We start from the raw sequence: 23,781 nt of genomic DNA, 5'->3' as shown, positions 1-23,781 counted from the left end.
GATAATAGATTAACGTTAAGCGGTTTTCAAGCAGAATCTGGACAGAGGCTGTTCTCGGGAGACCAGAGACTATTTTCTCTGGGGGTGCGTTTTCTTTGTGCCAGAGAGCAGTTCTGTCTGTCTGAAAAACAGGGTGAGCGCTTTCTAAACCTTTGCTCTCCGTGTCGGTGCGGCCTCGCCCCGATCCGCATCCCGCCTCTGGGCTTCCAGTCCGATCTTGCGGGTCAGAATGGTGAGCTGCTGCAACTCATCCGGTTCCAGCACCCCGAACAGTTCCCGAATGCCGCGCACATGGCCGGGCAGAATCCGCTCGATCAGGCTGCGCCCTTCCTCTGTCAGGGAAATCTGGAAGGCGCGGCGGTCTGCTGGATTGCGCTCCCGGCTGACCTGCTGGTCCCGCTCCAGGTTGTCGATCACCATCGTCAGGTTGCCGCTGGAGCGCAGGATCTTGTCGGCCAGTTGGCGCTGACTCAGCGGCCCCAGGTGAAACAGCGCCTCCAGCACCGCGAACTGGCTGAGGGTCAGGCCGTGGTCTGCCAGATGCCGGTTGGCCGCGACTTCCACCGCGTGCGCGCCCCGCCACAGCTTGATATAGGCGTCCAGCGCCGCGCGTTCATCGGCGTTGCCTGCGAAATGGTTAGGCATGACGGGCATCCTGGCCCGCAGGCCACAAGGAAATCAAGCGGTGAATTAAGAGGTTCAGGATCGGCCCTGCCCCCGCTGCCCGGCGCGGTACTCCTCGGTGGCCAGACGGATGCACGCGGCGACGGCGCTCATGGCAATATAGACCTCGCCCACGGGCGGGCGCGTCGGCGCAATGCGGATGTTGCGATTGCCGGGGTCCTTGCCGTCCGGGTAGGTGGCCCCGGCGGGGGTCAGGCTCACGCCCGCCGCATCGGCCAGTTCCACCACGCGGGCGGCCACGGGGGCGGTGGTGTCCAGGCTGATGAAATAGCCGCCCTGCGGATTGGCCCAGGTGGCGAAATCGTCGCCCTCGCCCAGTTCGGCGCGCAGGGTCTCGCCCACCGCGCGGAACTTGGGGGCAATCAGGGCGGCGTGGTCGCGCATCAATCCATCGATGCCACCGGGATAACTGCCCAGAAACTTGACGTGCCGCGCCTGCTCGGGCTTGTTGGGGCCGATGCTCTGGGCGTTCAGGTACTTGGACATCCATTTGATATTGTCCTCGCTGGTGGCCACGAACCCCAGCCCCGCCCCCGCCAGCGTGATCTTGCTGGTGCTGGCAAACACGAAAGCCCGGTCAGGATGCCCCGCGTCCCGGCACAGCGTCACGAAGTTAACAGTTTCGGGTGGCGTGCCCAGATGGTGCGCGCGGTAGGCATCGTCGGCCAGGATGGTGAAATCGGGGGCAGCGGCCTGGAGCGCGGCCAGTCGCTGTGCCTTCGCGGCGCTGATGGTCTCGCCGCCGGGATTGCTGTAGGTGGGCACGAACAGCAGTCCTTTGATGTTCGCGTCCTCTGCCGCCAGCCGCTCAATGGCGTCCAGATCGGGGCCGTCGTGCTGCATGTCCACCGTCACCAGATCGAAGCCCAGGGTTTGGAGCAGCAGGAAGTGCCGATCATAGCCGGGGATGGTCACGATGAATTTGGGCTTGCTCTCGCCCTTCACCCACGGCCCCTTGCTGCCGCGTACGCCGTGCAGCAGCGCGAAGGTCAGCACGAAGCCCTGCAATTCCAAAGAGGCGTTGTTCCAGACGATCACGTTCTCGGCCTTCACGTCCAGATAATCCGCGAACATCTTGCGTGCGCTGGGCAGCCCGGCAATTCCGCCCGGATAGTTCCGCAGATCGATGCCGTCCATGCTCAGGTCCGTCTCGCCCAGTGTCCCCAACAGACCGTTAGACAGGTCAAAATCCGCGTCGGAAGGCTGGCCGCGCTGCATGTTCAGTTTCAGCCCCCTGGCGCGAATGGCGTCGTAGGCGGTCTGGGCGGCGCTCAGGGCATCGGCGGCGGCAGGTGCGGAACCATCACGGGTCATGCCTGTACGTTACCCGTTTGGCGGGGCCGGGGGGGTGAGGTTGTTTGGCGGGGCCGTCTGCCCTGAGGAACGGGGCGAGTGAACCAGTGTGCGCCGCACGGCGTTGCCCTCTATGGCCTGACCGCCTGAATCTGCCCGATAATCCGGTCCATCAACCCGTCCAGCTTCCCATCCACCACCTGCCGCGCCGGGTCCGCGTCGTACCACGCCAACACTTCCTGCACGCCGCGCGCATAGGGGATGGTGGCGTTGAATTCCGGCACCAGACGCTTGATCTTGGTGTTGTCGAAAACGGCGCTGTGGGCCTTGTCGCCCAGCAGACCTGCGCCCCAGTCGGGCGCAAAGGCGGCAATGACCTCGGATGGAACGTGGACGAGCTGGGCCTTGACGCCCGCTGCCCCGGCCACCAGCTCGAAAATCTGGTTCCAGGTCAGCCATTCGTCACCCGTGATCTGCACCGCCTCGCCGATCACCGCTGGGCGGCCCAGCAACCCCACGAAGCCCACGGCAAAGTCGCGGTGGTGGGTCAGGGTCCACAGCGAGGTGCCGTCGCCGTGAACGATCACGGGTTTGCCCCGGCGCATGCGGTCCACCACGGTCCAGCCACCGTCCATCGGCAGCAGCGTGCGGTCATAGGTGTGCGAGGGCCGCACGACAGTCACCGGAAAGCCGTCCTCGCGGTAGGCGCGGGTCAGGCGGTCCTCGCAGGCGATCTTGTCGCGCGAGTACTGCCAGAACGGGTTGTGCAGCGGCGTGGATTCCGTGATCGGCAGGTGCCCCAGCGGCTTCTGGTACGCGGAGGCCGAACTGATGAACACATACTGCTTGGTCCGGCCCGCGAACAAGTCCAGATCGGTCTCGATATGTTCGGGCGTGAAGGCCACCCAGTCCACCACCACGTCGAATTCCAGATTGCCCAGCGCCAGATCATCCAGCGTTTGGCGCACACTGCCCGGATCGCGGATATCGCCTCTCAAGACCTTCGCGCCGTCTGGCACGGGCCGCGAGGACTCTCCACGGTTGAGCAGGTACAGCTCCATCCCCTGCGCCAGCGCCAGTTCCGAACACGCTGAACTGATGATCCCCGTGCCGCCGATAAACAGAACCTTCATACCTGTCCTCCCTGGTGGGCTGCGCCGTCCTCGCCCAGCGTGTCCCGCCAGCGGTGCTGTGGCTCGAACCCCAGTTTCTCGCGGGCGTGGTCGATGCTCAGCAGCGTTTCATAGTCCTTCAGCGATTCCCGGAGGGGTACGCCCGGAAACACCTGCGCCATCAGCGTGCGCGAGGGCTGCGGCATGACGGTGTCGGCGGCGGCGATGATGAAGCTGCTGGCCCCCTGGAGGGGCGCGCTCAGCGCCAGGCGGCAGGCCAGCGCGGCGTCCCGCTCGTCAATGTAGCCCCACAGGTTCCACTTGCGCGCGTGGGGATCGGGCCACGCCAGCTCTGGGAAACGGCGGTACTCCTCCGGCCCCAGAATGTTGGAGAAGCGCAGGGCCACGAAGGGAATGCCCGAGTGACGTGCAAAATCCTCCGCCATCGTCTCCGTGACCACTTTACTCAGGGCATACGACGACTTGGGGTGTGGGTAATGCGCCTCGTCCACCGGGGCGTAGTGGGGCGGCACGTCGAAGGGCAGGCCCAGCGTGGTTTCACTGGACGCCCAGACCACCCGCTCCAGCCCCAGCATGGTGGCCGCTGTAAAGACGCTGTGGTTCATGGTCACGTTCTGCACGAAGGTGTGGTGCGGGGCCTGAAGGTCCGGGGCGGGAATATTGGCCAGATGAACCACGCTGCCCGCGCCGTGCATGACCTCCAGCGTCTGGCCCAGATCAGTCAGATCGGCGCGCAGAACGGCTTTTAAGGAGCCGGAAAATTCGCCCTCTGGCCTTGGGATGGGCTGGGTGTCCACGGCAATGACCTCATGGCCGTGTTCCAGCAGATGTTTCAGGGCCGCGCGTCCGGCCCGGCCCGCCGCCCCCGTCAGGACCACTGGCCCCGCCGGAGGGGTCTGGGGGCTGGCCTTTACCATGCGTAGGCTTCGGGGGCCTGTCCGCCGGGGCCGGGCCAGATGCCGTCCAGCTTTTTCAGCGTTTCGTCGCTCAGCTTGATGTCCAGCGCTTTCAGTGCGCCGCCAAGTTGCTCTGCCGTGCGTGGGCCGATGATCGGGGCGGTCACGGCGGGCTGGTGCAGCAGCCACGCCAGCGCCACGTCCGCCGGGGATTCGCCCAGCTCCTTACACAGCGCCTCGTACTGCTCCAGTTGCGGGCGGTGTTTGTCGATCTGCTTTTGCATGTTCTCGCCCGCGCGGCGGCCCTCACTGGCCTTTTGCAAGGCACCGCCCAGCAGGCCGCCGCCCAGTGGACTCCAGGGAATCAGGCCCAGCCCCAGCGCCTGACAGGCCGGAATGACCTCCAGCTCGATGGTGCGCGCCGACAGGTTGTACAGGCTCTGCTCGGACACCAGACCCATGAAGTGGCGCTGGGCGGCCAGCGTGTTGGCCTGCGCGATGTTCCAGCCCGCGAAGTTGCTGCTGCCCACGTACAGCACCTTGCCTTCGCGCACCAGTTGTTCCATCGCCTGCCAGACCTCTTCCCAGGGCGTCGCGCGGTCAATGTGGTGCATCTGATACAGATCGATGTGATCGGTCTTCAGGCGGCGCAGGCTGTCCTCGCACGCCTTGCGGATGTGGTACGCCGAGAGTTTCTGATCGTTGGGACCGTCGCCCATCTTGCCGTAGACCTTGGTGGCCAGCACGATTTTGTCGCGGTTGCCGGGGTTGCTTTCCAGCCAGCGGCCCACGATCTGCTCGGTCACGCCCTCGCCGGGCTGGCGGCCATACACGTCGGCGGTGTCGAAGAAATCGACACCCTTGTCCAGCGCCATGTCCATGATCTTGTGACTGTCCTGCTCAGTGGTTTCGGGACCGAAGTTCATGGTGCCCAGACACAGGGGACTGACTTTCAGGCCAGTGCGGCCCAGATGACGGTAATCCATAGTTGACGCCTCCTTGGGTTTTGCTCTGCCTCCGACGCTACACCCGCAGGCGCGGCGGCGTCATCCCTGGCGCGGCCTTCATGATTTCGGCAGCGGCGGCAACAGGTCGGCAATAGAAGGTCAACCTGCATCCCCGCAAAACCAAAGACGGCCTCACCGGGTACGGAGGCCGTCTGTCAAAGAAAGTTATCGGTTCAATTCAGCTTCAGTTACTGTTTCCGGAACCGTCCGGTCCCGGCTCGGGCCGCGTGTCTGGGGAGGTGGCTGGGGGCGTCTCATGCATAACGACGCCTGTTTCGCTGCCCCCGATCATCTGGCGCAGCTCCTCGATCACGGCGCGTTCCTTGTCGTTCACGCGTTCGCCGCCGATGCCCAGGAATCCGCCTTCCTTGGCGGCCTCGGCGGTGCGCTGAGCCACCAGCATCAGCATCTCGCGGTAGGCGGCGGCGTCCGCTGCGCTGGTCTTGGCATTGACCAGCCACATGGCTTGCCGCACGCCTTCCAGGCTCTGGTTTTTCACGTCCTCCACGTTGCGGGCGCGTTCCTGCTCCGGCGCTCTGGCGGCAGGCTGGCCCAGCAGATCGGCGGCCATCGCCTCCATCAGCGGGGTGCGGCTGTCCCTGCTCACGCTTTCGCGCACGGCGTTGGCTATCGCCTGGGCCTCGGCCAGCAGGCCCGTCACGCCGCTGGGGCTGGAGGCCACCACCGCCGCCCCTGCCCGTCCGGGGCCAGTCATGACCTTGAACCACTCGTCTGCCGTGAAGTTGTCTTTAAGGCTCATGGGTTCAGCTTAGTGCAGCGGGAACTGAAGCGGAATCGCGAGCTTACCCACGGGTCTTCACATCCTCCAGATTCAGGCGCACCCGCTCGGTGTCTTCGCGCACGCTGCGCTCGTCGGGCGACAGGCCGTGGCTGCCGAACATCCCGCCCGCCGCCCGCGCTCCGCCCATCGCGTCGCCGCGCGTCTGGTCCGGCGGCACCAGCGGCTTGATCTTGAAGGCCAGCACGATCAGGGCAAGGGGAAGCGCGACAAAGATGAGGGCGGCCCACACCTCAGCAGCCCGCCACGCCCGGAGGCCCTTCTTGCAGGTGGGCGCGGCCCCAGGTGTCGATGGCATCGATGACGCTCTGGAGTTCGCGGCCCACCGGGGTCAGCGTGTAGACGCTGCGGGCCAGCTTGCCGTGCGTATCCTCGGTACGCTTGCCGATGATCTTGAGCGTTTCCAGGTGTTCCAGACGCTGGGTCAGTGTGGCGCTGTTGCAGCCGCCCACCGCGCGGGCCAGCTCGTTGAAGCCCTTTTCGCCGTCCAGCAGCGCGCGGACGATGTGCAGCACCCACTTCTCCTGCAACACGCCGATGGCCCGGTAGACCGGGCAAAAGCCCTTCTCGACCCCCTGGGCAGAGGGTCCGGGAGCGGAAAGTTCCGTGTTCATGGTAGGATTCTACACCTAAACGCAAAACCAATTAAGGCGCGGATTACACCGCTTGACTTTATAAACTAGTGGGCGTAGCGTAGCGGACATGACCGCCACCCTGACCCCGCTCCAGACCGTCGCGCCCCTCACCGTTGCCGAGGCCATCGAAACCCGCCGCAGCATTCGCAAGTTCGTGCAGGAACCCATGAATCAGGGCGATCTGCATGAGATCCTGCGCCTCGCCAGCCTGGCCCCCAGCGCCTGGAATGCCCAGACCTGGCGCTTCGCCGTGGTCCAGACCGCCGAGATTAAAGAGCAGCTCATGGCCGCCGCCTACGGCCAACCGGCAGTCGGCAGTGCGCCCGCCGTGATCGTGGTCTACAGCGACATGGAAGACACCCTGAACACCGTGGAAGACACCGCCCACCCCGGTATGGGTGACGAGGGCCGCGCCGGACAGCGCAAGACTTTCGACGGTGCTTTTGGCGGTCAGGACATGGCCCAGCGCGGCGCGTGGGGTCTGTCTCAGGCTAACATCGCCTTCGGCTTCGTGATGCTGGCGGCGCGCGGCCTGGGCTACGACACCGTGCCCATGCTGGGCTTCCAGCCCGACAAGGTCCGCGAACTGCTGGGTCTGCCCGAACACGTTCAGTTCGCTGGCCTGCTGCCCATCGGCAAGCGCGCCGAGGACGGCTTCCCGCACCACCGCCACGACGTCGAGCGCGTCACCAAGTTCTACTGAAGTTCTGAATTCTGAGCCGCCCTCCGAAGTGGGGGCGGTTTTTGCGGGCTGTGATTTTGCCCAGCGAAACACATCCGCCGCTTTGCCTATTGACGTAATTTGTTCGGGGAATTACATTTAAGCCGAAACTCTGCGTGAGTCGCGTCAAATCCCATGCCTGCCCTCCTGCCCTAAGAAGCCCCCCTCCCCGAAGAAGGTCCTGTCATGTCCAAACGCCCCGCCGCCCTGATTTTTATTCTCATCACTGCACTGATCGACATCATGGGCATCGGGCTGATCATCCCGGTGCTGCCGGGGCTGGTCAAGGAACTGGCTGGATCGGAGGCGGCAGGGGCGCGCGACATCGGCCTGCTGACGGCGGCCTACGCGCTGATGCAGTTCGTCTTTGCCCCGATTCTGGGCACTCTGAGTGACCGCTACGGGCGGCGGCCCGTGCTGCTGCTGAGCCTGCTGGGGATGGCGCTGGATTACCTGCTGCTGTTCTTTGCGCCTACCCTGTGGTGGCTGCTGATTGGCCGCCTGATCGCTGGGGTCACCGGGGCCAGCCTGACGGTGGCGAACGCCTACATTGCCGACGTGACGCCTCCTGCGGACCGTGCCAAGAACTTTGGCCTGCTGGGCGCAACGTTTGGCCTGGGCTTTATCCTGGGGCCAGCGCTGGGCGGGCTGCTGGGCGAGTATGGGTTGCGGGTGCCGTTTCTGGTGGCGGCGGCCCTCAGCGGCTTAAATCTGCTGTACGGCTACTTCGTGCTGCCCGAATCGCTGCCTGCCTCGGCGCGGGGCAAACGGCTGAACCGCAAGGACCTCAACCCCCTCACACCCTTGAAGGCGCTGGGCGAGTACGCGCTGCTGCGGAGTCTGGCGCTGACCTTTGTGCTGCTGGGGCTGGCCGGGCAGGTCATCTTCAGCACCTGGGTCCTGTACACCGAGGGCGTGCTGAGCTGGACGCCGCTGCAAAACGGAATCGCACTGGCCTTTTTCGGTCTGCTGACGGCGGTGGTGCAGGGCGGATTGATCGGCATTGCGATAAAAAAGCTGGGCGAGCGGCGCACCATCCTGCTGGGGCTGGCGCTGTCCACCGCCGAATTCCTGCTCCTGAGCGTGGCGCGCAGTTCCCCGGTGCTGTACGCCTCATTGGTGGTGGGCGCGGGGGGCGGGCTGGCGCAACCGGCCATCCAGGGCCTGATCAGCCGACAGGTCAGCGAGACCGAGCAGGGCCGCGTGCAGGGCGCGATCACCAGCCTGTCCAGTCTGGTGGGTGTGGTGGGGCCGATTGTCGCCACCGCCGTCTTCGCCTATTTCAATGGCGGCGGCGCGTCTGTGCGCGTGCCGGGGGCGGCCTTCATCATGGGAGCTGCGCTGTCGCTGGCGGGCCTGTTCATGATCTGGTCCGTGCTGCGCCGCACGCTGGAAGAGGCGACGCTGGGCGGCGTGGGCGACTGAGGTTTGCCTGTAACCCAGTCTTGCCTACAGATGAAGGGAGCCTCCCCATTGCTCTCGTCCACGCGCGGCCCAGTTGCGACAGACTGGGAGCGATGTGGCGGCAAGCAAAGTGAGACTGATCTTGATGGGCGTGTCCGGCAGTGGTAAGACCACGCTGGGGCAGGCGCTGGCGGCGCGCACTGGCTGGCCGTTTCTGGACGGCGACGACTTTCATACCAGTGAGGCACGCGCGAAGATGGCCGCCGGGCTGGGCCTGAGCGACGAGGACCGTCAGCCGTGGCTGGAACGGTTGCGTGCCGAACTGCTGGCGCTGCCCGATGTGATCCTGGCGTGTTCCTCGCTGCGCCATAGCTACCGCGACGTGCTGCGCGTGCCGCACACCCGTTTCGTGTTTCTGAACGTGCCACCGTCGCTGCTGCTGGAGCGTCTGCAAGAGCGCGGTGGACATTACGCCCACGCCGATCTGCTGCCCTCGCAGTTGCAGACGCTGGAGCCGCCGGACCGGGGAGAGGCTGATGTGCTGACCCTGCATGTCACGGCGCAGGACTCATCTGCTGATCTGACACGCATCACGCTGTCTGCCCTGGGAATTGCCGATGCCCGCTAAGGCCGCGAAGAAAGCGTTTGGTGGGGGCCGCAAACCTTCCGAGCGGCCCAGCAAGATTTGCCCGGTCTGTGGGTTGCCCTTTTCCTGGCGCAAGAAGTGGGAGCGCGACTGGGACAGCGTCAAATACTGTTCTGACAGGTGTCGGGCGGCAGCAAAGGGGGCATCGTGACCGCCCCTGCTTATGGTCTGGTCTGCATGACCGTGGGGCCAGAGGTTCGATTCCGCACCGTGACCCTTAGCCGCTACCGGGCGCTGTCACCGACTGAGCGCGAGGCCAAACTGCTGGACCTCTACACCGACAACATCTCCAGATTGCGCGGCGCTGCCGACTTCTGCGCGGCACGCGGTATTCGCCTGTACCGCATGAGCGCCAGCCTCTTTCCCATGCTGGACCTGATCGGTGACGATACGGGGGAGGCGGTGCTGACCTCTCTTTCGGGGCAGTTGCGAGAGGCGGGGCAGGCGTTCGTGGACCGGAAGATTCGCGTGCTGATGCACCCCGAACAGTTCATCGTCCTGAACAGCGACACCCCGGATGTGCGCGTCCGCAGCGTCCACGCCCTGAACTCGCACGCCCGCGTGATGGACGGCCTGGGCCTGGAGCGCAGTCCCTGGAATCTGCTGCTGCTGCACGGTGGCAAGGGGGGCCGCGCCGCCGAATTGCAGGCGGTCATCCCCAATCTGCCCGACGCTGCCCGTCTGCGCCTGGGCCTGGAAAACGACGAGTACGCCTACGGGCCCGCCGATCTGCTGCCCGTCTGTGAGGCCACGGGCGTGCCGCTGGTCTACGACGGCCACCATCACGTCATCCACGACAAACTCCCTGATCAGGACGATCCCGCCGTGCGCGAGTGGGTGCTGAAAGCCCGCGCCACCTGGACCCCGCCCGACTGGCAGGTGGTCCACCTGTCCAACGGCATCGACAGCCCGCAGGACCGCCGCCACAGCCACCTGATCACGCACCTACCCGCTGCCTTTGCCGATGTGCCCTGGATCGAGGTGGAGGCCAAGGGCAAGGAGGAGGCGGTGGGAGGACTGATGGGAGGAGGGGCGATTTGAGCATCTGCAATTGCTGCCTCAACTCACCGTCTTTCAGTTCCGTCCTGTCCCGCGCGCTAGCCTAAGCGGCGTGAACGTCGTCGTCTTCGATCTGGAAACCACGGGCCTCTCGCCGGAGCGAGACGCCATCGTGGAAATCGGCGCGGTGCGGGTGGTGGATGGCCGCATCGAGGAAACGCAGAAATATGAAACGCTCGTCAAGCCCGTCGGCGACTTCGGCCAGCCGCTGCTGATTCCCTGGCGTGTGGAGCGCATTCACGGAATCAGCAACGAGATGGTCCGCCACGCGCCCACCATGACCGAGGTACTGCCCGAATTTCTGGAGTTCGTGGGCGACTCGGCGGTGGTGGCGCACAACATCGGCTTCGACAGCGGCTTCATGCGCGCCAATGCCCAACGCCAGGGTCTGGTCTGGAAACCGGCGGCGGAACATTGCACCGTGCAGCTTTCCCGCCGCGCCTTCCCGCGCGAACGCGCCCACAACCTGACCGTGCTGGCCGAACGCCTGGGCCTGAACTTTGCCCCCGGCGGACGCCACCGCAGCTACGGCGACGTGCAGGTAACCGCGCAGGCATATCTGCGGCTGCTGGAAATGCTGAGGGTGGAGTCGGCGAAGAGAAATGAACGTCTCGGGGTTTGAGAGAGGGGAGACGTGCAACTCCACTTCTATCTATTGCGGAGCCTGCACCAACCCCAATCCCACATCCAGCTTGTCCACGCCCGCGCCCAGGGGTCCGCGCGTGGCACTGCCTTTCAGCGCAGTTTCCACCGTGTTGCGCGTCAGATCACCCGAGTTGATCAGCGACTGGAACCACAGCGCCGCAACCCCGGCGACATGTGGCGTGGCCATGCTGGTGCCGCTATAGGCCACCAGACCCCCGCCCAGTTTGGCCGAGGTGACGTTCACGCCGGGACCGCTGAGGGTAGCCCCCGTGTTGGAAAACGGTGCGACGGTCAGGCCCGCGTCTGGTTTGTTTCCGCTCCCTAATCCCACCGCCGCCACCGAGATAAACCCGTCGGAGGTCGCGGGCGGCGCGACGCCCACCTCCCAGTCGGGGTTCTGCTGGCGGCGGCTCTCGTTGCCCGCTGCGGCGATCAGCAGCGTGGGCGTGGCGTCTCCGCCGTAGCTGCGGGCGTAGGCGGCCAGCGCGCCAAACAGGCCCAGGTTGGCGCGGTAGTCCAGCAGAGCCTGTGAGGTGGCCAGTTCGGCGGGCAGGCCGCGCTTAATCAGTTCGGCCACAAGCCCCGGAAAGTCCATGCCCAGCGACATGCTGACCACATGTGCGCCCTCCTGCACCGCCCAGGCCAGTGCCCGCGCAATGCCCTCGCTGCTGCCGCTGCCGTCCGCGCCCAGCACCCGCCCGATCAGCGCGCGCTGAACGCCGGGGGCCACGCCGATGCGCTGGCCGTCCACATCCCGTCCAAACACCGTTCCGGCGCAGTGGGTGCCGTGGCCCTCGGCATCCATGCCACCGTCGGCGTCACCCTCTGCCAGCGTGAAGTCGCGCCGCACCAGATTCACGCCCGCGAAGGCCGGATGCTCCGGGTCGATGCCGGTGTCCAGGATGGCAACGGTCACACCCTTGCCGTTTTGCGGGCTGGTGTCGGCTTTTACAGCCTGAACGCCCCAGGTGGGTCCAGTGGCGCTCGCATCGGCCTCCGCACGACTGACCGGGCGGATCAGGCGCATGGGAATGCTGGGGGCGGCCATCTGCACGCCCCTTTCCTGAAGCAGATCAGGGAGTTCACGGCGATCCAGGGATTCAACCTTCAGCGTCATCTGAGAGAGGGGGACGGGCGCGTCTGCCGCGTCCATCCGGGGAGGCGCGGCGCTGCCTTCCTGCGCCCTGGCCTGAATGCTGGCGTCCTGCCGCCACACGATAAAACGGTCCTTTTTCATGCCGTCCCCCCCAGACCCGTGAACTGGGGTCTGGAAGGCAGTCTAAACCCGTGGCCCAGATTCTGCTCATAGGCGTATAAAATGCGAATATTCTGCTTTCAGCGAATCAATGTAAGTTCAGATCAGCGGAATTACTTCTTCCCGGCCACGCCGCGCGGGACGAACACGATGGCGTTCGGCACCGGCTGGCTCCAGACCGTGTTCAGGTAGCCGCCCAACCCCGCGTAGCCGCCCTGAAGGTAGGCGGTGGCGCTGCTGCCGCTGTCCATCCGCACGGCGTCGCGCACGCCTGCCCCGGCCAGGGCCGCAGCGAAGGCTTCGGGGGTGCCGTACTCGAAATAGGCGATGGTGGGCTGACCGCCCAGCGTGCCCAGCGCGGATTGCCGGGTAGAGCGCCAGACGCCGGCGGCGGTGTTGAAACCCTCCCGGCGCGGGTCGATCACCACCTTGCCGCCCTGCACCAGCAGCGGCCCGGCGCTCAGGGCGTCCACGGCGCTGCCCCAGGGGGCGTCGGTGGCCTGCCAGTTCAGGGCGACAATGAGCGGTGCGCCCGCCGCAACGGGTAGGGCTGGAAAACGCGCTGGATCGAAGGTGAAGGCCAGCGTCCGGGGGGGCGGGATGACCTGCCCGGTCACGGCGCGGGTGACGCTGACACTGCCGGGAGCCAGCAGCAGGGTGGTCAGACCCGTGCCGCCCACCAACGTTTTTCCGTCTCCCACGAAGGCGGTCAGCAGCGCAGCGTTGGGCGTGGCGCGCACGCTGTTCACGGTCACGCTGCCGAACGGTCCGCTGAGGACATAGCGCGGGCGCGGGTAGCCGAACAGCGTTTCACCTCCCGCCGTGAAGCCCACGGTGGCGCGTTTTTCCAGGCTGGCCGCCGTCATCAGGCCGCCCACCGCCACCAGATCGACGGGCAGGCTGCTGCGCGGGTCAAAGTATCCACCGTTGACCCCGGCCACCCCTCCCGCCGATTTCACCAGGTCCAGCACCGACAGCGAGCGGCCCAGGGGCGCACTCACCACGCGCGGCTGGAAGAGGGCCGGATCGAAGCTCAGGAGGTGCAGCAGTTCCCTGTTGCGGTAGGTCACTCCGGCGGGCAGGGCCTCGGGGTCGATCGGCGGCGGCACGCTCGAATCCCTGTAGGTGGTGGTGTCGATGACCACCCGGAATGGGTCTTCCAGCGTGAAGATCTCGCTGCGTCCGCCCCCGGTTGCCAGCCGGATGGCCGCGCCTGCCCCGGTCTGTGCAAGGGTCAGCGTGTCGCCCCCCGGCAGCGTCTGCTGGCTGCCGGTCACCGTGACACCGGGGAGAAAGACACTCAGGCCACCGCCCTCCCGCGAAATCTCCTGCGAGGCCGGGGCGCTCAGGTCCATCACCACCCGCTGAACTTCCACCGTGCGGTACAGCGTCCGGCTGATCCGCACCGTGTCCAGATTCGCCACCCTCGGCACAGTCAGGCTGGGAACGAGTGGGGGGGGCGTCGGCGTGGGCAGCGCTGGAACAGGCTGAATGTTGGGCAAAGATTCGGGGGAAACTGGAGATGGAGTGACGGCAGGTGGGGGAGAGGCTGGCGCTGCTGGCGCGGGCTGAACTGCGGTGGTCGCTGGCGCTGAGGGTGTCGCGCTTACGGGCGGTCTGATCACCGGGCGTTCCGGTCCCCCGTCCGAGGGCAGCAGCGTCGCCATCGGCACGCTGGCAGGCGCGGCGAAGGCCAGCAGGCCGGGGGTATCGGCCAGCACCCGGACGCCCAGCAGCCCCAGCGCTCGCAACGGCACATACAGGCTCCCGCCCTCGATCATGGGCGTGGGCAGGGTGTCCGTCAGCGCAAATCCGTGCGCCGTCCAGCCCTTGCCAGGGGCGTACCGCAGTTCCCTTTTGCCCAGCAGCAGCCGCAGGTCCTGCGGATCGTTGCGGACCGAGACGCCCAGGCGCGGCAGGGTCCAGACCGCCAGCATCTCGCTGCCGCCCAGCATTCTGGAGTCCACACTGGCGCTCTGCCGGATGCCGCCAATGGCGGTGGGGCGTGCGTCCGCCGCTCCGGCCAGCAACGCGGCCCCGATCATGAGCAATATGCCCAGCGCCCGCTTCTTTCCAACCCTCTGCCCGAACTTCACGCGGCGGAGTCTAGCGCCTGACCACGCCAGAGATGGGCCGCACACCACACCAATGCGGCATTTTCGCCACTCATTTCCAGTGCCGTCAGGTTCTTGTGCTGGCCTGTGTTCATACTGCATTTCATGATCGAACCCTCACTCGCGCTCTACGGGGAAGCCTATGCCCGCGTGGACGCGCTTATTCAGGAGCTGCTGGACGCCGCTGGCGTGCGTTACGGTCTGCTGGTGGACCGCAAGGGCTTTGTGCTGTCGCACAAGGAGGCGCTGTGGGCACCGCGCCCGCCCGCGCTGGACAGCGTTGCGACGCTGGTGGCCAGCAACGCCGCCGCCACCGCCGCCCTGGCGAACATGCTGGGCGAGCGGACGTTCAGCGAGCAGATTCACCAGGGCGAGAACGGAACACTGTACGTGGAATCGGTGGGAACGGACGCGCTGCTCACGCTGATCTTCGATTCCAGCGTGCCGCTGGGCCGGGTCAAGGTCTATTCCAAGAAGACCGTGCCTCAGCTCGCCGCCATTCTGGACGAACTCAAGGACATTCCCGAAATCCAGCTCGGCGGGGATTTCAGCGCGGGGGCCACGGCCCTGCTCGACGATCTGCTGGGCTGAGCCTTCCGAAGACAGGCTCCGCCCCGGCTGAACCGTACTTTCTCCCATCACTGAATCCGCCCACAGGAGGCACCAGCGCATGAGTACCATTAACTTCGCCGCCCGCGAAATCAACTGCAAGATCGTGTACTACGGCCCCGGCATGAGCGGCAAGACCACCAATCTCAAGCAGGTGTTCGCCAAGGTGCCCGGCCACCTGCGCGGCGAGATGGTCTCGCTGGCCACCGAGGACGAACGCACCCTGTTCTTCGACTTTCTGCCCCTGGATCTGGGCAGCGTGCAGGGCTTCAAAACCCGTTTCCACCTGTACACCGTGCCGGGTCAGGTCTTCTACAACGCCAGCCGCAAGCTGATCCTGCGCGGCGTGGACGGCATCGTCTTCGTGGCCGACAGCGCCCCCAACCGCCTGCGCGCCAACGCCGAGAGCATGCGCAACCTGCGCGAGAACCTGGCTGAACACGGGATCAACGTGCGTGACGTGCCGATTGTCTTGCAGGTCAACAAGCGCGATCTGCCCGACGCCCTGCCCACCAGCATGATCCGCGCGGTGATCGATCCCCGCAACGAGCTGCAACTGTTCGAGGCCATGTCCGACAAGGGCGTGGGCGTGTTCGAGACCCTCAAGACGGTCAGCCGTCTGGTCCTGGAACGGCTGTCTCAGACGAAGTAAAGCAGAGTTGGGCAAGAGCCGGAGACGTGGGGATTCCCATTTCTCCGGCTCTTGCGTTGACATTCCTGTCTGGCCCTCTGCCTGTCAGTCGTCTTTCCTGGCTCCCCTTGAGAGGAGCTGGCGGCAAAGCAGACTGGCTTGCAAAGCTCCGCAGGAGAGGGGTTCGCCTTCCATCTCAGCCCCGCAAAGCCGCGTCTGCCTCCAGCAGCAGCGCCTCGGTTTCGGCCCAGCCCACGCAAGCATCGGTGACGCTGACGCCGTACTTCAGGTCATTGGGATCGGCGGGGACACTCTGCTTGCCCTCCTCCAGATTGCTTTCCAGCATCAGGCCCCGGATGGCATGCTGGCCGCCCAGGCGCTGCTGCACCACGTCGCGCCAGATCAGGCCCTGCCTCTGGAAATCGCTGCCGCTGTTGGCATGAGAGCAGTCCACCATGACCGCCGGGGGCCGTCCTGCCGCCGTGATCAGATCGGCGGCTTCCTTGACGAACTGCGGAGCGTAATTCGGCCCATTCTTGCCGCCGCGCAGAATGATGTGGCCGTTGGGATTGCCCTCGGTCTGCACGATGCACGCCCGCCCGTCGTCGTCCACGGTAAAGAAGACGTGCGGGTGGGCTGCCGCCACCATCGCGTCCACCGCCAGCTTGAGGCCGCCCCCCGTGCCGTTCTTGAAACCCATCGGGGCGCTCACCGCGCTCGCCATGACCCGGTGCGTCTGCGATTCGGTGGTGCGTGCGCCCAGACAGGCCCAGGCCACGGCGTCGAACAGGTACTGCGGCGCGAAGGGGTCCAGCAGCTCGGTGGCGACGGGCAGGCCCAGCTCGCCCACCTCCAGCATCAGGCGGCGGGTCAGGGCCAGACCCCGGCCCACATCGTTTGCGCCGGTCATGTCGGGGTCCATCAGAAAGCCGCGCCAGCCCACCGTCGTGCGGGGTTTGTCCACGTAGACGCGCATCTGAACTTCCAGTGTGCCTGCCACCTGTTCCCGCAGTGCGGCCAGCCTGCGGGCGTACTCCAGCGCCGCGCCGGAGTCGTGGACGCTGCACGGCCCCACCACCACCAGCAGGCGGGCGTCCTCGCCACGCAAGATGGCCTGCGCCGCCTGACGCCCGGCCAGCACGGTGCGCTCGGCCCCTGGCGTCAGCGGCAGCGCGCTTTTCAGTTCGCGGGGCGTGGGCAGCGGCGTGAAGCTGGACACATTCAGGTTCTCGGTGCGGCTGGGCGCGGGCGTCTGTGTTTCGGGCGTGGGCAGTTCAACTTCTGAGAGCTGGGTCATGTGCGGTTCTCCTTTTGGCTGTGTGTCTGAGCAGGGGCAAAAAACGCCGCCCGGTGGCCTTTGTGGGGCGTCTACCGGGCGGTCAGGGGATTGAAACAGCGCGATGCTAGGCCCGGTGGAAACGGAACCAATAAAAAAACGCGCTGCTGAAAAGCATGGGGAAAGTGTAGAGGGGCGGGGGAGAGGCTGAGGGCGGGCGGTCTAGGCGGGGAATGGAGACGGCTGCAAAGCTGCGCGCCGTGCAACCGTGTAACCCCCGGCGGTGCGCCGTTCATCCGGGTGTGATTTGATAGAGCGCGCATGATCGCCCCTCTGTTCGCCACTGACCCCAAACTGTGACCCTCGCCGTCCTGTTCCCCCTGATCATGGCCGCCGTGTGTGCGCTGATGGCCCGCCAACTGGGCCGCCGCACCGGGTATCTGGCGGCCCTGGGCTTTGTGCCCGCCCTGCTGCTGGCCGTGCCACTGGCCGGAAACAGTGTGGAGGTGGGCGGCACTCCGCTGAGTCAGGTGACGGGCTGGGTGCCGGAACTGGGCCTGAATTTCGCCTTCCGGGGCGACGGCTTCTCGCTGCTGTTCGCGGTCCTGATCGGCGTGATCGGGGCGCTGGCCTCGCTGTACTCGGTGGCCTACCTGTCGGAGCGCGAACGCTTCGGGCGCTTCTACCCGTACCTGCTGCTGTTCGGCGGCTCTATGCTGGGACTGGTTCTCAGCGACAACATGATCGCCCTGTTCGCCTTCTGGGAGATGACCAGCGTGACCAGCTTCCTCTTGATCGGCCTGTGGCACACCCGCAGCGAGGCGCGTGACGGCGCGATCAAGGCGTTTCTGGTCAGTGCGCTGGGGGGGCTGGGCCTGTTGGCGGCGGTGGCCCTGCTGTCGGTGGCCGGGGGCAGCACCACCCTTTCAGGGCTGGACCTGGAGGCGGTGCGGGCCTCGCCCCTGTTTATCCCGGCGCTGCTGCTCACGCTGCTGGCGGCCTTCACCAAGAGCGCGCAGCTCCCCTTCCATCTGTGGCTGCCCACCGCGATGGAAGCGCCCACCCCGGTTTCCGCTTTTCTGCACTCGGCCACGATGGTCAAGGCCGGGGTGGTGCTGGTGGCCAAGTTCGGGCTGATCTTTGGCAGTAGTGCCCTGTGGAGCGGAATTATCGTGCCGCTAGGGGTGGCGACGATGTTCTGGGGATCGTGGCGGGCGCTGAAGCAGACGGACCTCAAGGCGCTGCTGGCCTTTTCCACCGTGTCGCAACTGGGCCTGCTGATGGCGCTGTACGGGCTGGCCGACGCGGAGGGCCGCTTTGCCGCCACCACCCACCTGCTCAACCACGCGGCCTTTAAAGCGGCGCTGTTCTTCGTGGTGGGCATCATCGATCACGAAACCGGCACGCGCGAGACCTTCCGGTTGTCGGGACTGCGGCGCAAGTTGCCGCTGACCTTCGCCGTGGCCCTGCTTGCCACCCTGAGCATGGCCGGGCTGCCGCCGCTGGGGGGCTTTATCTCCAAGGAGCTGTTCTACGAGGCGATGATTCATGCCGGGCCAGGGTTTATCGCCGTGGCCGTGATCGGCAGCGCCTTCACGCTGGCCTACTGCGTGCGGCTGATCAGTATTTTCTTCGGCGACTTCCGCGCCCCCGAGGACGACACTGGGCAGCCCCTCAAGCCCCAGATTCACGAGGCGGGTCCGGGTCTGCTGCTGCCGCCTGCGCTGCTGGCCGGGGCAGCGCTGCTGTTCGGCGTGCTGCCCGCCAGTGCCGAGTGGCTGACCCGCCGGGCCGGGGCCGCGCTGGGGTTCGCGGACTACGAGGGTCACCTGTATCTGTGGCATGGGGTCACGCCCGCGTTGCTGCTGACCCTGCTGACCTGGGGATTGGCTGCGCTGCTGGTGTGGCAGGCGGCGCGGGTTTATTTTCTTCAGGTGCATGTGGAGTTTCCCCTGAGTTCCAACCGGGTCTACCGGGCATTGCTGGACGGCCTGAATCTTCTCGCCTCACGCGTGATCACCGGGACGCAGGGTCTAGCGCTGCCGGACCAGCTGCGCCTCACGCTGGCCGCCGCCGGACTGATGGGCGGCTACGCGGTGTGGCGTGCGCCGCAGGTGTTTCAGCCGCTGGAGGCCGTGCCCCTGAGTACGCTGCCCATCGCCGTGCTGCTGGTGGCCGGGGCGCTGGGCGTGCTGCTGTCGCGCAACCGCCTGACCGCCGTGGTCCTGACCGGCCTGACCGGTTTCGGCAGCGCCACCGCGTTTCTGGCCATGCGCGCCCCCGATCTGGCGCTGACCCAACTGCTGATCGAGGCGGTCACGGTGATCCTGTTTCTGCTGGTCTTCCGCTATCTGCCGGGCTTCCGCAGCCTGCCGCGCGGGCGGGCGCGCGGGATCATCGACGTGGGGCTGGCCGGGGCGGCGGGTGTGGGGGCCACCCTACTGGTCCTGGCCAGCCTGCGTTTTCTGTCGCCGCCGATCTCGCCGTATTACCTGGAAAACGCCTACAAGGAGGGCGGCGGCAAGAACGTGGTCAACGTGATTCTGGTGGATTTCCGGGGTTTTGATACCCTGGGTGAAATCGTGGTGGTGGGCATGGTGGCGCTGGCGGTGGGCAGTCTGGTCAGATTGGGCCGCCGGGGACAGGCCCGCAGCGAGAAGGACACCACGCCCGCATCGCCGGAACTGCTGGACCTTCCCAGGCGGCGGCCATGATACGGATTCCGTCTGTTTCGTTAACAAACCTGGAAAGCTCCGGTTCATCAACTCCACGCCCGGAACCCGCCTCTCTCCTTCTCGCATCCGCCCGGATCTTCATCGTTTTGCAAGCGATTCAATCGGAGTCCGTATGAGTCCTAAGCGCGCCCCAAAGAAGGCGGTCAAGGCCGCGCCAGATCAGCCCCGGCCCGGCGATCTGCTGATCAACGACCCGATCCTGAGGACCATCAGCCGGTCCGTCTTTGCGCTGGTCATCCTGTTCGCGTTGCTGCTGCTGTGGCGCGGCCACAACGCCCCCGGCGGCGGCTTCATCGCGGGCCTGATGACCGTATGCGCCCTGATCCTGCACCGCATCGCCAACAGCAACAGCGCCCTGCGGCTGGACCCTGTGAAATTCATTCCGTGGGGGCTGGCGCTGTCCCTGACCACCGGGCTGGTGCCGTACCTGCTGGGCCGCCCCTTCCTGAAATCCGATTACGGCTACATCACCACCGCCCTGACCGGCGAATTCGAGTGGGCCACCGCCCTGCTGTTTGACCTGGGCGTGTTTCTGGTGGTGGTGGGCGTGGGGCTGGCCCTGGCCTACGCCCTGATTGACGTGGAGCCGACGGAACTGGTGGAGGGGGATTCATGAGGCGCAGGGGTCTGAATGTCCAAAGGTCTGAAGGTCTGAACGCTCAGGCGCAGCGCCGCCGCGTTTTCCTGCGGTTTGACGGTTTGACATTTAGACGGTTTGACCGGGCGGCCTGGACTTCCAATCCATCCACCATTCACCCACAACCCTCCCCACAGGCGGCCCACTGATGGAAACCCTCTTCGCCGTCCTGATCGGCCTTCTCGTGGCGGCGGGCGTCTTTCTGATGCTGTCGCGCACGATTGTCCGGGTGGTGCTGGGTCTGGCCTTCGTCGCCTATGGGGTCAATCTGGCGATCCTGACCGTGTCGGGGCTGCGGCAGGAATCGCCGCCCCTGCTGACACTGGAAGGGCCGTATGTGGACCCGCTGCCGCAGGCGCTGGTGCTGACCGCCATCGTGATCGGCTTTGGGACCACGGCGCTGCTGCTGACCGTGGCGCTGCGGGCCTATCAGGTGGCCGGACACGACGACGTGGCGGCCTTCGGCGACAATCTGGCCCGCAATCCCGATGCCCCGGACGGCCAGCACGCCGATCCCGAACACCTCAGCCCCGATACGCCGGAAACGGACCACACCGATGAAACAGAGAGACAGATGGCCGAGCTTGAGCGCCTGCGAAGGATCATGAGATGAATTCTGAACTTACCGGGGTTGTCACTTCCGCCCTGCCCCTCGCGCCGATTCTGACGCCGCTGGGACTGGGGCTGCTGTTGCTGATCCCCATGCGGCGGGGGTGGCGGGTGACGCTGGCGCTGGCCTCGTCCCTGCTCACGCTGCTCTTCACGCTGCTGCTGATGAACGCGACGCTGGGCGGGGTGCTGGTCAGCGAACTGGGCGGCTGGAAAGCGCCGTTCGGCATCGTGATGGCCGCAGACCGTCTGGGATCGTTCATGAGCGCCCTGGCGGCCCTGTGCGCCGTCTTCACCGTCTGGCTGATGGCCGCGCAGCCGGACCCGGTGCGAGAAAGGCACCATTCGTTCGCCCTGACCTCTTTCCTGTTCACGGGCGTGCAACTGTCCTTTTTAACCGGCGATCTGTTCAACCTGTTCGTGGCCTTTGAGGTCATGCTGGTGGCCAGCTACGCCCTGACCGTGCTGGGGTCCACCCGCGAGCAACTGCGCGAGGGTTTCCGCTACATCGTCATGAACCTGTCGGCTTCGGCGCTGCTGGTGGTGGCCTGTGGCCTGGCTTACGGCACGCTGGGCACGCTGAACTTCGCGCATCTGGCGCAGCGCAGCGCCGCGCTGGGGCCGAACACCACTGTCACCGCCGTGGGCGTGCTGCTGCTGATCGTGTTCGCGGCCAAGGGCGCACTCTTTCCGCTGGGCTTCTGGCTCCCCGGCACCTATCCGGCGGTGCCCCATGCCACGGGCGCATTCTTTGCGGCGGTGCTGACCAAGGTGGGGCTGTACGCCCTGATCCGTGTCTTTACCACCGTGTTCAATCAGGACCCGCAACTGCCCGATACGCTGCTGCTGGTGCTGGGGGCCGTGACCATGCTGTACGGCGCATTGGGGGCGGTCAGTCAGCGCGAGTGGCGGCGCATCCTGTCGTTCACGGTGGTGGGTTCAGTGGGCTACCTGGCCTTCGGGCTGGGGCTGGACTCGCCGGACGCCCTGCGCGCCAGTCTGGCGTATCTGGCGGTTAGTGTCGTGGTGACCCTGGCGATGTTCCTGATCGCCGCCGTGGCCGAACGGGCCAGCGGAACGCGGTTGGTGCGGGCGCGCGGCTTCATTGAATTCCTGCCTCTGCTGGCCGCCTGTTTCCTGTTCTGCGCCCTGACGGTGGCGGGCCTGCCGCCCAGCGCGGGCTTCGTGGTGAAATTTGATCTGATCCGCGCCGGGCTGGAGGGCGGTACGGTGCTGGCTTATGTCGCCACCGCCAGCGCCCTCCTGAGCAGCCTGCTCACGCTGTACGCGCTGCTGCGGGTCTGGAGCGGCTTTTTCTGGGGCCGCCACCCGCGTGATGAACCGGTGCGCCGGGTCCGCTGGCCCGAACGCCTGCCTGCCTACCTGGCCTCGGCGCTGGTGGTGGCGCTGGCGGTGTTCGCCGGGCCGCTGCTGGGCTACGCACGCGGCACCGCCGACGAACTGGGCAGCAACGGCTCCTACATCCTGGGCGTGCTGGGCGATGGGCCGCTGGACCTGCCTGCCCGCCCGAAAGGCGACGACGTGCAGGAACTGGAGGGAACACCGTGAGGGGGTTCAGGTTGGCTGGAGGCGGTTGGATGACAGTCGGCTTTTTGCGGTTAGACGGTTTGACTGTTAGACAGTTAGACCTGCTTCCCATTGCCTTTTCTCACGGGAAGCAGCCATGAGAGGCGTTTCCCTCAACATCCTCCTCGCCATCGTCTGGACACTGTTCGTGGGCGAGTTCAGCCTGCGCGAACTGGTGATCGGGATGCTGCTGGGCTTTGCCATCCTGAGCATCTTTCCGCTGTCGTTGGGGACGGGCAATTACGTGGGGCGCGCGCTGGCGCTGGTGCGGTTCGTGCTGTTCTTTGCCCGCGAGCTGACGGTGGCCAACATTCAGGTGGCGCTGTGGGCCTTGCGCCCGCGTCCGCCGCTGCATCCCATGATCATCGCCTACCCGCTGCGCCTGCGCGGCGACAACGGGCAAACCGTCCTGGCGGCCACGATTACCCTGATGCCCGGCTCGGTGGCGATGGGCTTTAACCCCGAACGAAGCGTGCTGTACGCCCATGTGATCGGCCTGGAGAGTCCGGGAGCCGCCCGCGCCAGCCTCAAGAAAGTGGAAGACGCCCTGCTGCCGCTCTACGGTCAGGGCGTTGCTCCCGCCCCCGCTGCACTGGAGGAAAACGCATGATCATTGATCTTGCCCTGGGCATCGTCACCCTGTCGGTCCTGCTGGTCACGGTGCGCGTGCTGCGCGGCCTAAGCTGGGGGGACCGGATCATGGCCTTTGACTTCCTGAGCGTCAATCTGGTGGTGCTGATCGCGTTGATTGCCGTCAAGACAAAACTGATCGTGATGCTGGACGCCGCGCTGGTCCTCAGCCTACTGGGCTTCCTGGGCACGGTGGCCCTGACCCGCTATCTGTTGCTGGGCCGGGTGATGAAGTGAGGGGCGGTCCAGGGATCCAGAGGTCTGAGGAAAACAGTTGGCTTTGCGCTTTTTCAATCAACCGTCAACCATCAACCATCCTCACCGCAGGCCAGCCATGAACGACTTCAACGCCGCCCGTGACATTCCCATTCTGCTGGGGGCCTTCTTCGTGCTGACGGCGGCGATTGGCCTGATCCGTTTCCCCGATCTGTACTCGCGGCTGCACGCCAGCAGCAAACTGATCACGCTGGGATCGGCGGGCATCTTCATTGGCGTGGGGCTGGAATTTGCCCAGACCGAGGCCCTGACCCGGCTGGCGGCGGTCCTGCTGTTTCAGTTCCTGACCACTCCCCTGAGCGCCTATCTGATCGCCCAGGCCGCCTACCTGCGTGGGCTGGAGCCGCTGCTGGAGGGGCCGGACGAATGGAACGCGCTGGGCAAGGCGGCGCTGCTGGACGAGCGTTTGGAGGAAACGGGGGGACGTTAGACGGGGGGAGGTTGGCAAGCCCAAAAAGCCCGTCTCACGGAAGAGACGGGCTTTTCTGATCCGTGACAAT

26 protein-coding genes are annotated in these 23,781 nt (G+C 65.9%); 15 read left to right on the top strand and 11 right to left on the bottom strand.

The features are described from left to right. Nucleotides 1–144: 144 nt before the first annotated feature. The 8 genes from Q319_RS0101255 to Q319_RS0101220 all read right to left on the bottom strand — a co-directional run bounded on the left by Q319_RS0101255 (nt 145) and on the right by Q319_RS0101220 (nt 6,426). A complete protein-coding gene (locus tag Q319_RS0101255; protein ID WP_051654993.1) occupies nt 145–645 on the bottom strand; it encodes a MarR family winged helix-turn-helix transcriptional regulator in 501 nt (166 codons plus the stop codon). Between the two features lie 54 nt (nt 646–699). Next, complete coding sequence (locus tag Q319_RS0101250; RefSeq protein WP_029479956.1) at nt 700–1,998, bottom strand: aspartate aminotransferase type Ic; 1,299 nt, start codon at nt 1,996–1,998, stop codon at nt 700–702. Between the two features lie 110 nt (nt 1,999–2,108). Continuing rightward, nucleotides 2,109–3,110, bottom strand: a complete 1,002-nt coding sequence (locus tag Q319_RS0101245) for an SDR family oxidoreductase (RefSeq protein ID WP_029479954.1) — start codon at nt 3,108–3,110, stop codon at nt 2,109–2,111. After that, nucleotides 3,107–4,027 carry an NAD-dependent epimerase/dehydratase family protein gene (locus Q319_RS0101240; protein ID WP_051654992.1) on the bottom strand — a complete coding sequence of 307 codons (921 nt, stop codon included), beginning with the start codon at nt 4,025–4,027 and terminating at the stop codon, nt 3,107–3,109. Before Q319_RS0101240 ends, Q319_RS0101245 begins: the two co-directional genes overlap by 4 nt. Continuing rightward, nucleotides 4,021–4,992 carry an aldo/keto reductase gene (locus Q319_RS0101235; RefSeq protein WP_029479951.1) on the bottom strand — a complete coding sequence of 324 codons (972 nt, stop codon included), beginning with the start codon at nt 4,990–4,992 and terminating at the stop codon, nt 4,021–4,023. The genes Q319_RS0101240 and Q319_RS0101235 overlap by 7 nt, the downstream gene beginning before the upstream one ends. 205 nt (nt 4,993–5,197) lie before the next feature. Beyond that, the gene (locus Q319_RS0101230; RefSeq protein ID WP_029479950.1) at nt 5,198–5,773 is read right to left on the bottom strand and encodes a hypothetical protein; all 576 of its coding nucleotides are present in this window, start codon (nt 5,771–5,773) and stop codon (nt 5,198–5,200) included. A 43-nt stretch (nt 5,774–5,816) separates the two neighbouring features. Beyond that, the gene (locus Q319_RS0101225; RefSeq protein ID WP_029479949.1) at nt 5,817–6,044 is read right to left on the bottom strand and encodes a hypothetical protein; all 228 of its coding nucleotides are present in this window, start codon (nt 6,042–6,044) and stop codon (nt 5,817–5,819) included. Between the two features lies 1 nt (nt 6,045). Next, complete coding sequence (locus Q319_RS0101220; RefSeq protein WP_029479948.1) at nt 6,046–6,426, bottom strand: winged helix-turn-helix transcriptional regulator; 381 nt, start codon at nt 6,424–6,426, stop codon at nt 6,046–6,048. Between the two features lie 88 nt (nt 6,427–6,514). Here Q319_RS0101220 and Q319_RS0101215 point away from each other — a divergent pair, with 88 nt between their 5' ends. The 6 genes from Q319_RS0101215 (at nt 6,515) to Q319_RS0101190 (ending at nt 10,899) form a co-directional block, all read left to right on the top strand. Next, a complete protein-coding gene (locus tag Q319_RS0101215; RefSeq protein ID WP_029479947.1) occupies nt 6,515–7,150 on the top strand; it encodes a nitroreductase family protein in 636 nt (211 codons plus the stop codon). Between the two features lie 204 nt (nt 7,151–7,354). Beyond that, the gene (locus Q319_RS0101210; protein WP_029479946.1) at nt 7,355–8,593 is read left to right on the top strand and encodes a TCR/Tet family MFS transporter; all 1,239 of its coding nucleotides are present in this window, start codon (nt 7,355–7,357) and stop codon (nt 8,591–8,593) included. Between the two features lie 109 nt (nt 8,594–8,702). Beyond that, nucleotides 8,703–9,200, top strand: a complete 498-nt coding sequence (locus Q319_RS0101205) for a gluconokinase (protein ID WP_029479945.1) — start codon at nt 8,703–8,705, stop codon at nt 9,198–9,200. Continuing rightward, nucleotides 9,190–9,369 carry a DUF2256 domain-containing protein gene (locus tag Q319_RS29060; protein WP_029479944.1) on the top strand — a complete coding sequence of 60 codons (180 nt, stop codon included), beginning with the start codon at nt 9,190–9,192 and terminating at the stop codon, nt 9,367–9,369. The genes Q319_RS0101205 and Q319_RS29060 overlap by 11 nt, the downstream gene beginning before the upstream one ends. Further along, on the top strand, nt 9,363–10,259 hold the full coding sequence (uvsE, locus tag Q319_RS0101195; RefSeq protein WP_156039122.1) for a UV DNA damage repair endonuclease UvsE: 897 nt from the start codon (nt 9,363–9,365) through the stop codon (nt 10,257–10,259). The genes Q319_RS29060 and uvsE overlap by 7 nt, the downstream gene beginning before the upstream one ends. Before the next feature lie 70 nt (nt 10,260–10,329). Next, entirely contained in the window at nt 10,330–10,899 is a 570-nt protein-coding gene (locus tag Q319_RS0101190) for a 3'-5' exonuclease (protein WP_029479941.1), read from the top strand. Between the two features lie 30 nt (nt 10,900–10,929). Here Q319_RS0101190 and Q319_RS0101185 read toward each other — a convergent pair whose 3' ends face one another. Then, nucleotides 10,930–12,159 (bottom strand): S8 family peptidase, encoded by a 1,230-nt coding sequence (locus tag Q319_RS0101185; RefSeq protein WP_029479940.1) that lies wholly within the window; start codon nt 12,157–12,159, stop codon nt 10,930–10,932. Nucleotides 12,160–12,290: 131 nt separating this feature from the next. Further along, entirely contained in the window at nt 12,291–14,222 is a 1,932-nt protein-coding gene (locus Q319_RS0101180) for a phosphodiester glycosidase family protein (protein WP_034413249.1), read from the bottom strand. 174 nt (nt 14,223–14,396) lie between these two features. Here Q319_RS0101180 and mglB point away from each other — a divergent pair, with 174 nt between their 5' ends. After that, nucleotides 14,397–14,882 carry a GTPase-activating protein MglB gene (mglB, locus tag Q319_RS0101175; RefSeq protein ID WP_029479938.1) on the top strand — a complete coding sequence of 162 codons (486 nt, stop codon included), beginning with the start codon at nt 14,397–14,399 and terminating at the stop codon, nt 14,880–14,882. Nucleotides 14,883–14,961: 79 nt separating this feature from the next. After that, nucleotides 14,962–15,552, top strand: a complete 591-nt coding sequence (gene mglA / locus Q319_RS0101170; RefSeq protein WP_029479937.1) for a GTPase MglA — start codon at nt 14,962–14,964, stop codon at nt 15,550–15,552. Between the two features lie 175 nt (nt 15,553–15,727). Here mglA and Q319_RS0101165 read toward each other — a convergent pair whose 3' ends face one another. After that, complete coding sequence (locus Q319_RS0101165; protein ID WP_051654991.1) at nt 15,728–16,828, bottom strand: 3-deoxy-7-phosphoheptulonate synthase; 1,101 nt, start codon at nt 16,826–16,828, stop codon at nt 15,728–15,730. Nucleotides 16,829–17,163: 335 nt separating this feature from the next. Between Q319_RS0101165 and mbhE the strand changes: the two genes are divergently transcribed. From mbhE to mnhG, 7 genes are all read left to right on the top strand, one after another. Further along, entirely contained in the window at nt 17,164–19,521 is a 2,358-nt protein-coding gene (mbhE, locus tag Q319_RS0101160; protein WP_034413247.1) for a hydrogen gas-evolving membrane-bound hydrogenase subunit E, read from the top strand. Between the two features lie 133 nt (nt 19,522–19,654). Next, the gene (locus Q319_RS0101155; RefSeq protein ID WP_029479932.1) at nt 19,655–20,158 is read left to right on the top strand and encodes an MnhB domain-containing protein; all 504 of its coding nucleotides are present in this window, start codon (nt 19,655–19,657) and stop codon (nt 20,156–20,158) included. A 169-nt stretch (nt 20,159–20,327) separates the two neighbouring features. Further along, complete coding sequence (locus tag Q319_RS0101150) at nt 20,328–20,792, top strand: Na+/H+ antiporter subunit C (RefSeq protein WP_081845826.1); 465 nt, start codon at nt 20,328–20,330, stop codon at nt 20,790–20,792. Continuing rightward, nucleotides 20,789–22,357 carry a proton-conducting transporter transmembrane domain-containing protein gene (locus tag Q319_RS0101145; protein ID WP_029479929.1) on the top strand — a complete coding sequence of 523 codons (1,569 nt, stop codon included), beginning with the start codon at nt 20,789–20,791 and terminating at the stop codon, nt 22,355–22,357. Before Q319_RS0101150 ends, Q319_RS0101145 begins: the two co-directional genes overlap by 4 nt. Nucleotides 22,358–22,472: 115 nt before the next feature. Continuing rightward, nucleotides 22,473–22,985, top strand: a complete 513-nt coding sequence (locus Q319_RS0101140; RefSeq protein ID WP_029479928.1) for a Na+/H+ antiporter subunit E — start codon at nt 22,473–22,475, stop codon at nt 22,983–22,985. Continuing rightward, nucleotides 22,982–23,242: an MrpF/PhaF family protein gene (locus Q319_RS0101135; RefSeq protein ID WP_029479927.1), complete on the top strand. Its 261-nt coding sequence runs from the start codon at nt 22,982–22,984 to the stop codon at nt 23,240–23,242. Before Q319_RS0101140 ends, Q319_RS0101135 begins: the two co-directional genes overlap by 4 nt. Nucleotides 23,243–23,339: 97 nt before the next feature. Next, nucleotides 23,340–23,711: a monovalent cation/H(+) antiporter subunit G gene (gene mnhG, locus Q319_RS0101130; protein WP_029479926.1), complete on the top strand. Its 372-nt coding sequence runs from the start codon at nt 23,340–23,342 to the stop codon at nt 23,709–23,711. Nucleotides 23,712–23,781 lie beyond the last annotated feature (70 nt).

Source organism: Deinococcus marmoris DSM 12784 (assembly GCF_000701405.1).
GTDB lineage: Bacteria > Deinococcota > Deinococci > Deinococcales > Deinococcaceae > Deinococcus > Deinococcus marmoris.
The sequence above is the reverse complement of the archived record's forward strand: the minus strand, read 5'-3'. Positions and strand labels throughout refer to the sequence as shown.

Coding starts and splice junctions, on each gene's coding strand:
- Q319_RS0101255 (WP_051654993.1), bottom strand. CDS start 645: ATGCCTAACCATTTCGCAGGCAACGCCGATGAACGCGCGGCGCTGGAC.
- Q319_RS0101250 (WP_029479956.1), bottom strand. CDS start 1,998: ATGACCCGTGATGGTTCCGCACCTGCCGCCGCCGATGCCCTGAGCGCC.
- Q319_RS0101245 (WP_029479954.1), bottom strand. CDS start 3,110: ATGAAGGTTCTGTTTATCGGCGGCACGGGGATCATCAGTTCAGCGTGT.
- Q319_RS0101240 (WP_051654992.1), bottom strand. CDS start 4,027: ATGGTAAAGGCCAGCCCCCAGACCCCTCCGGCGGGGCCAGTGGTCCTG.
- Q319_RS0101235 (WP_029479951.1), bottom strand. CDS start 4,992: ATGGATTACCGTCATCTGGGCCGCACTGGCCTGAAAGTCAGTCCCCTG.
- Q319_RS0101230 (WP_029479950.1), bottom strand. CDS start 5,773: ATGAGCCTTAAAGACAACTTCACGGCAGACGAGTGGTTCAAGGTCATG.
- Q319_RS0101220 (WP_029479948.1), bottom strand. CDS start 6,426: ATGAACACGGAACTTTCCGCTCCCGGACCCTCTGCCCAGGGGGTCGAG.
- Q319_RS0101215 (WP_029479947.1), top strand. CDS start 6,515: ATGACCGCCACCCTGACCCCGCTCCAGACCGTCGCGCCCCTCACCGTT.
- Q319_RS0101210 (WP_029479946.1), top strand. CDS start 7,355: ATGTCCAAACGCCCCGCCGCCCTGATTTTTATTCTCATCACTGCACTG.
- Q319_RS29060 (WP_029479944.1), top strand. CDS start 9,190: ATGCCCGCTAAGGCCGCGAAGAAAGCGTTTGGTGGGGGCCGCAAACCT.
- Q319_RS0101185 (WP_029479940.1), bottom strand. CDS start 12,159: ATGAAAAAGGACCGTTTTATCGTGTGGCGGCAGGACGCCAGCATTCAG.
- Q319_RS0101180 (WP_034413249.1), bottom strand. CDS start 14,222: ATGATCGGGGCCGCGTTGCTGGCCGGAGCGGCGGACGCACGCCCCACC.
- mglB (WP_029479938.1), top strand. CDS start 14,397: ATGATCGAACCCTCACTCGCGCTCTACGGGGAAGCCTATGCCCGCGTG.
- mglA (WP_029479937.1), top strand. CDS start 14,962: ATGAGTACCATTAACTTCGCCGCCCGCGAAATCAACTGCAAGATCGTG.
- Q319_RS0101165 (WP_051654991.1), bottom strand. CDS start 16,828: ATGACCCAGCTCTCAGAAGTTGAACTGCCCACGCCCGAAACACAGACG.
- Q319_RS0101155 (WP_029479932.1), top strand. CDS start 19,655: ATGAGTCCTAAGCGCGCCCCAAAGAAGGCGGTCAAGGCCGCGCCAGAT.
- Q319_RS0101150 (WP_081845826.1), top strand. CDS start 20,328: ATGGAAACCCTCTTCGCCGTCCTGATCGGCCTTCTCGTGGCGGCGGGC.
- Q319_RS0101145 (WP_029479929.1), top strand. CDS start 20,789: ATGAATTCTGAACTTACCGGGGTTGTCACTTCCGCCCTGCCCCTCGCG.
- Q319_RS0101140 (WP_029479928.1), top strand. CDS start 22,473: ATGAGAGGCGTTTCCCTCAACATCCTCCTCGCCATCGTCTGGACACTG.
- Q319_RS0101135 (WP_029479927.1), top strand. CDS start 22,982: ATGATCATTGATCTTGCCCTGGGCATCGTCACCCTGTCGGTCCTGCTG.
- mnhG (WP_029479926.1), top strand. CDS start 23,340: ATGAACGACTTCAACGCCGCCCGTGACATTCCCATTCTGCTGGGGGCC.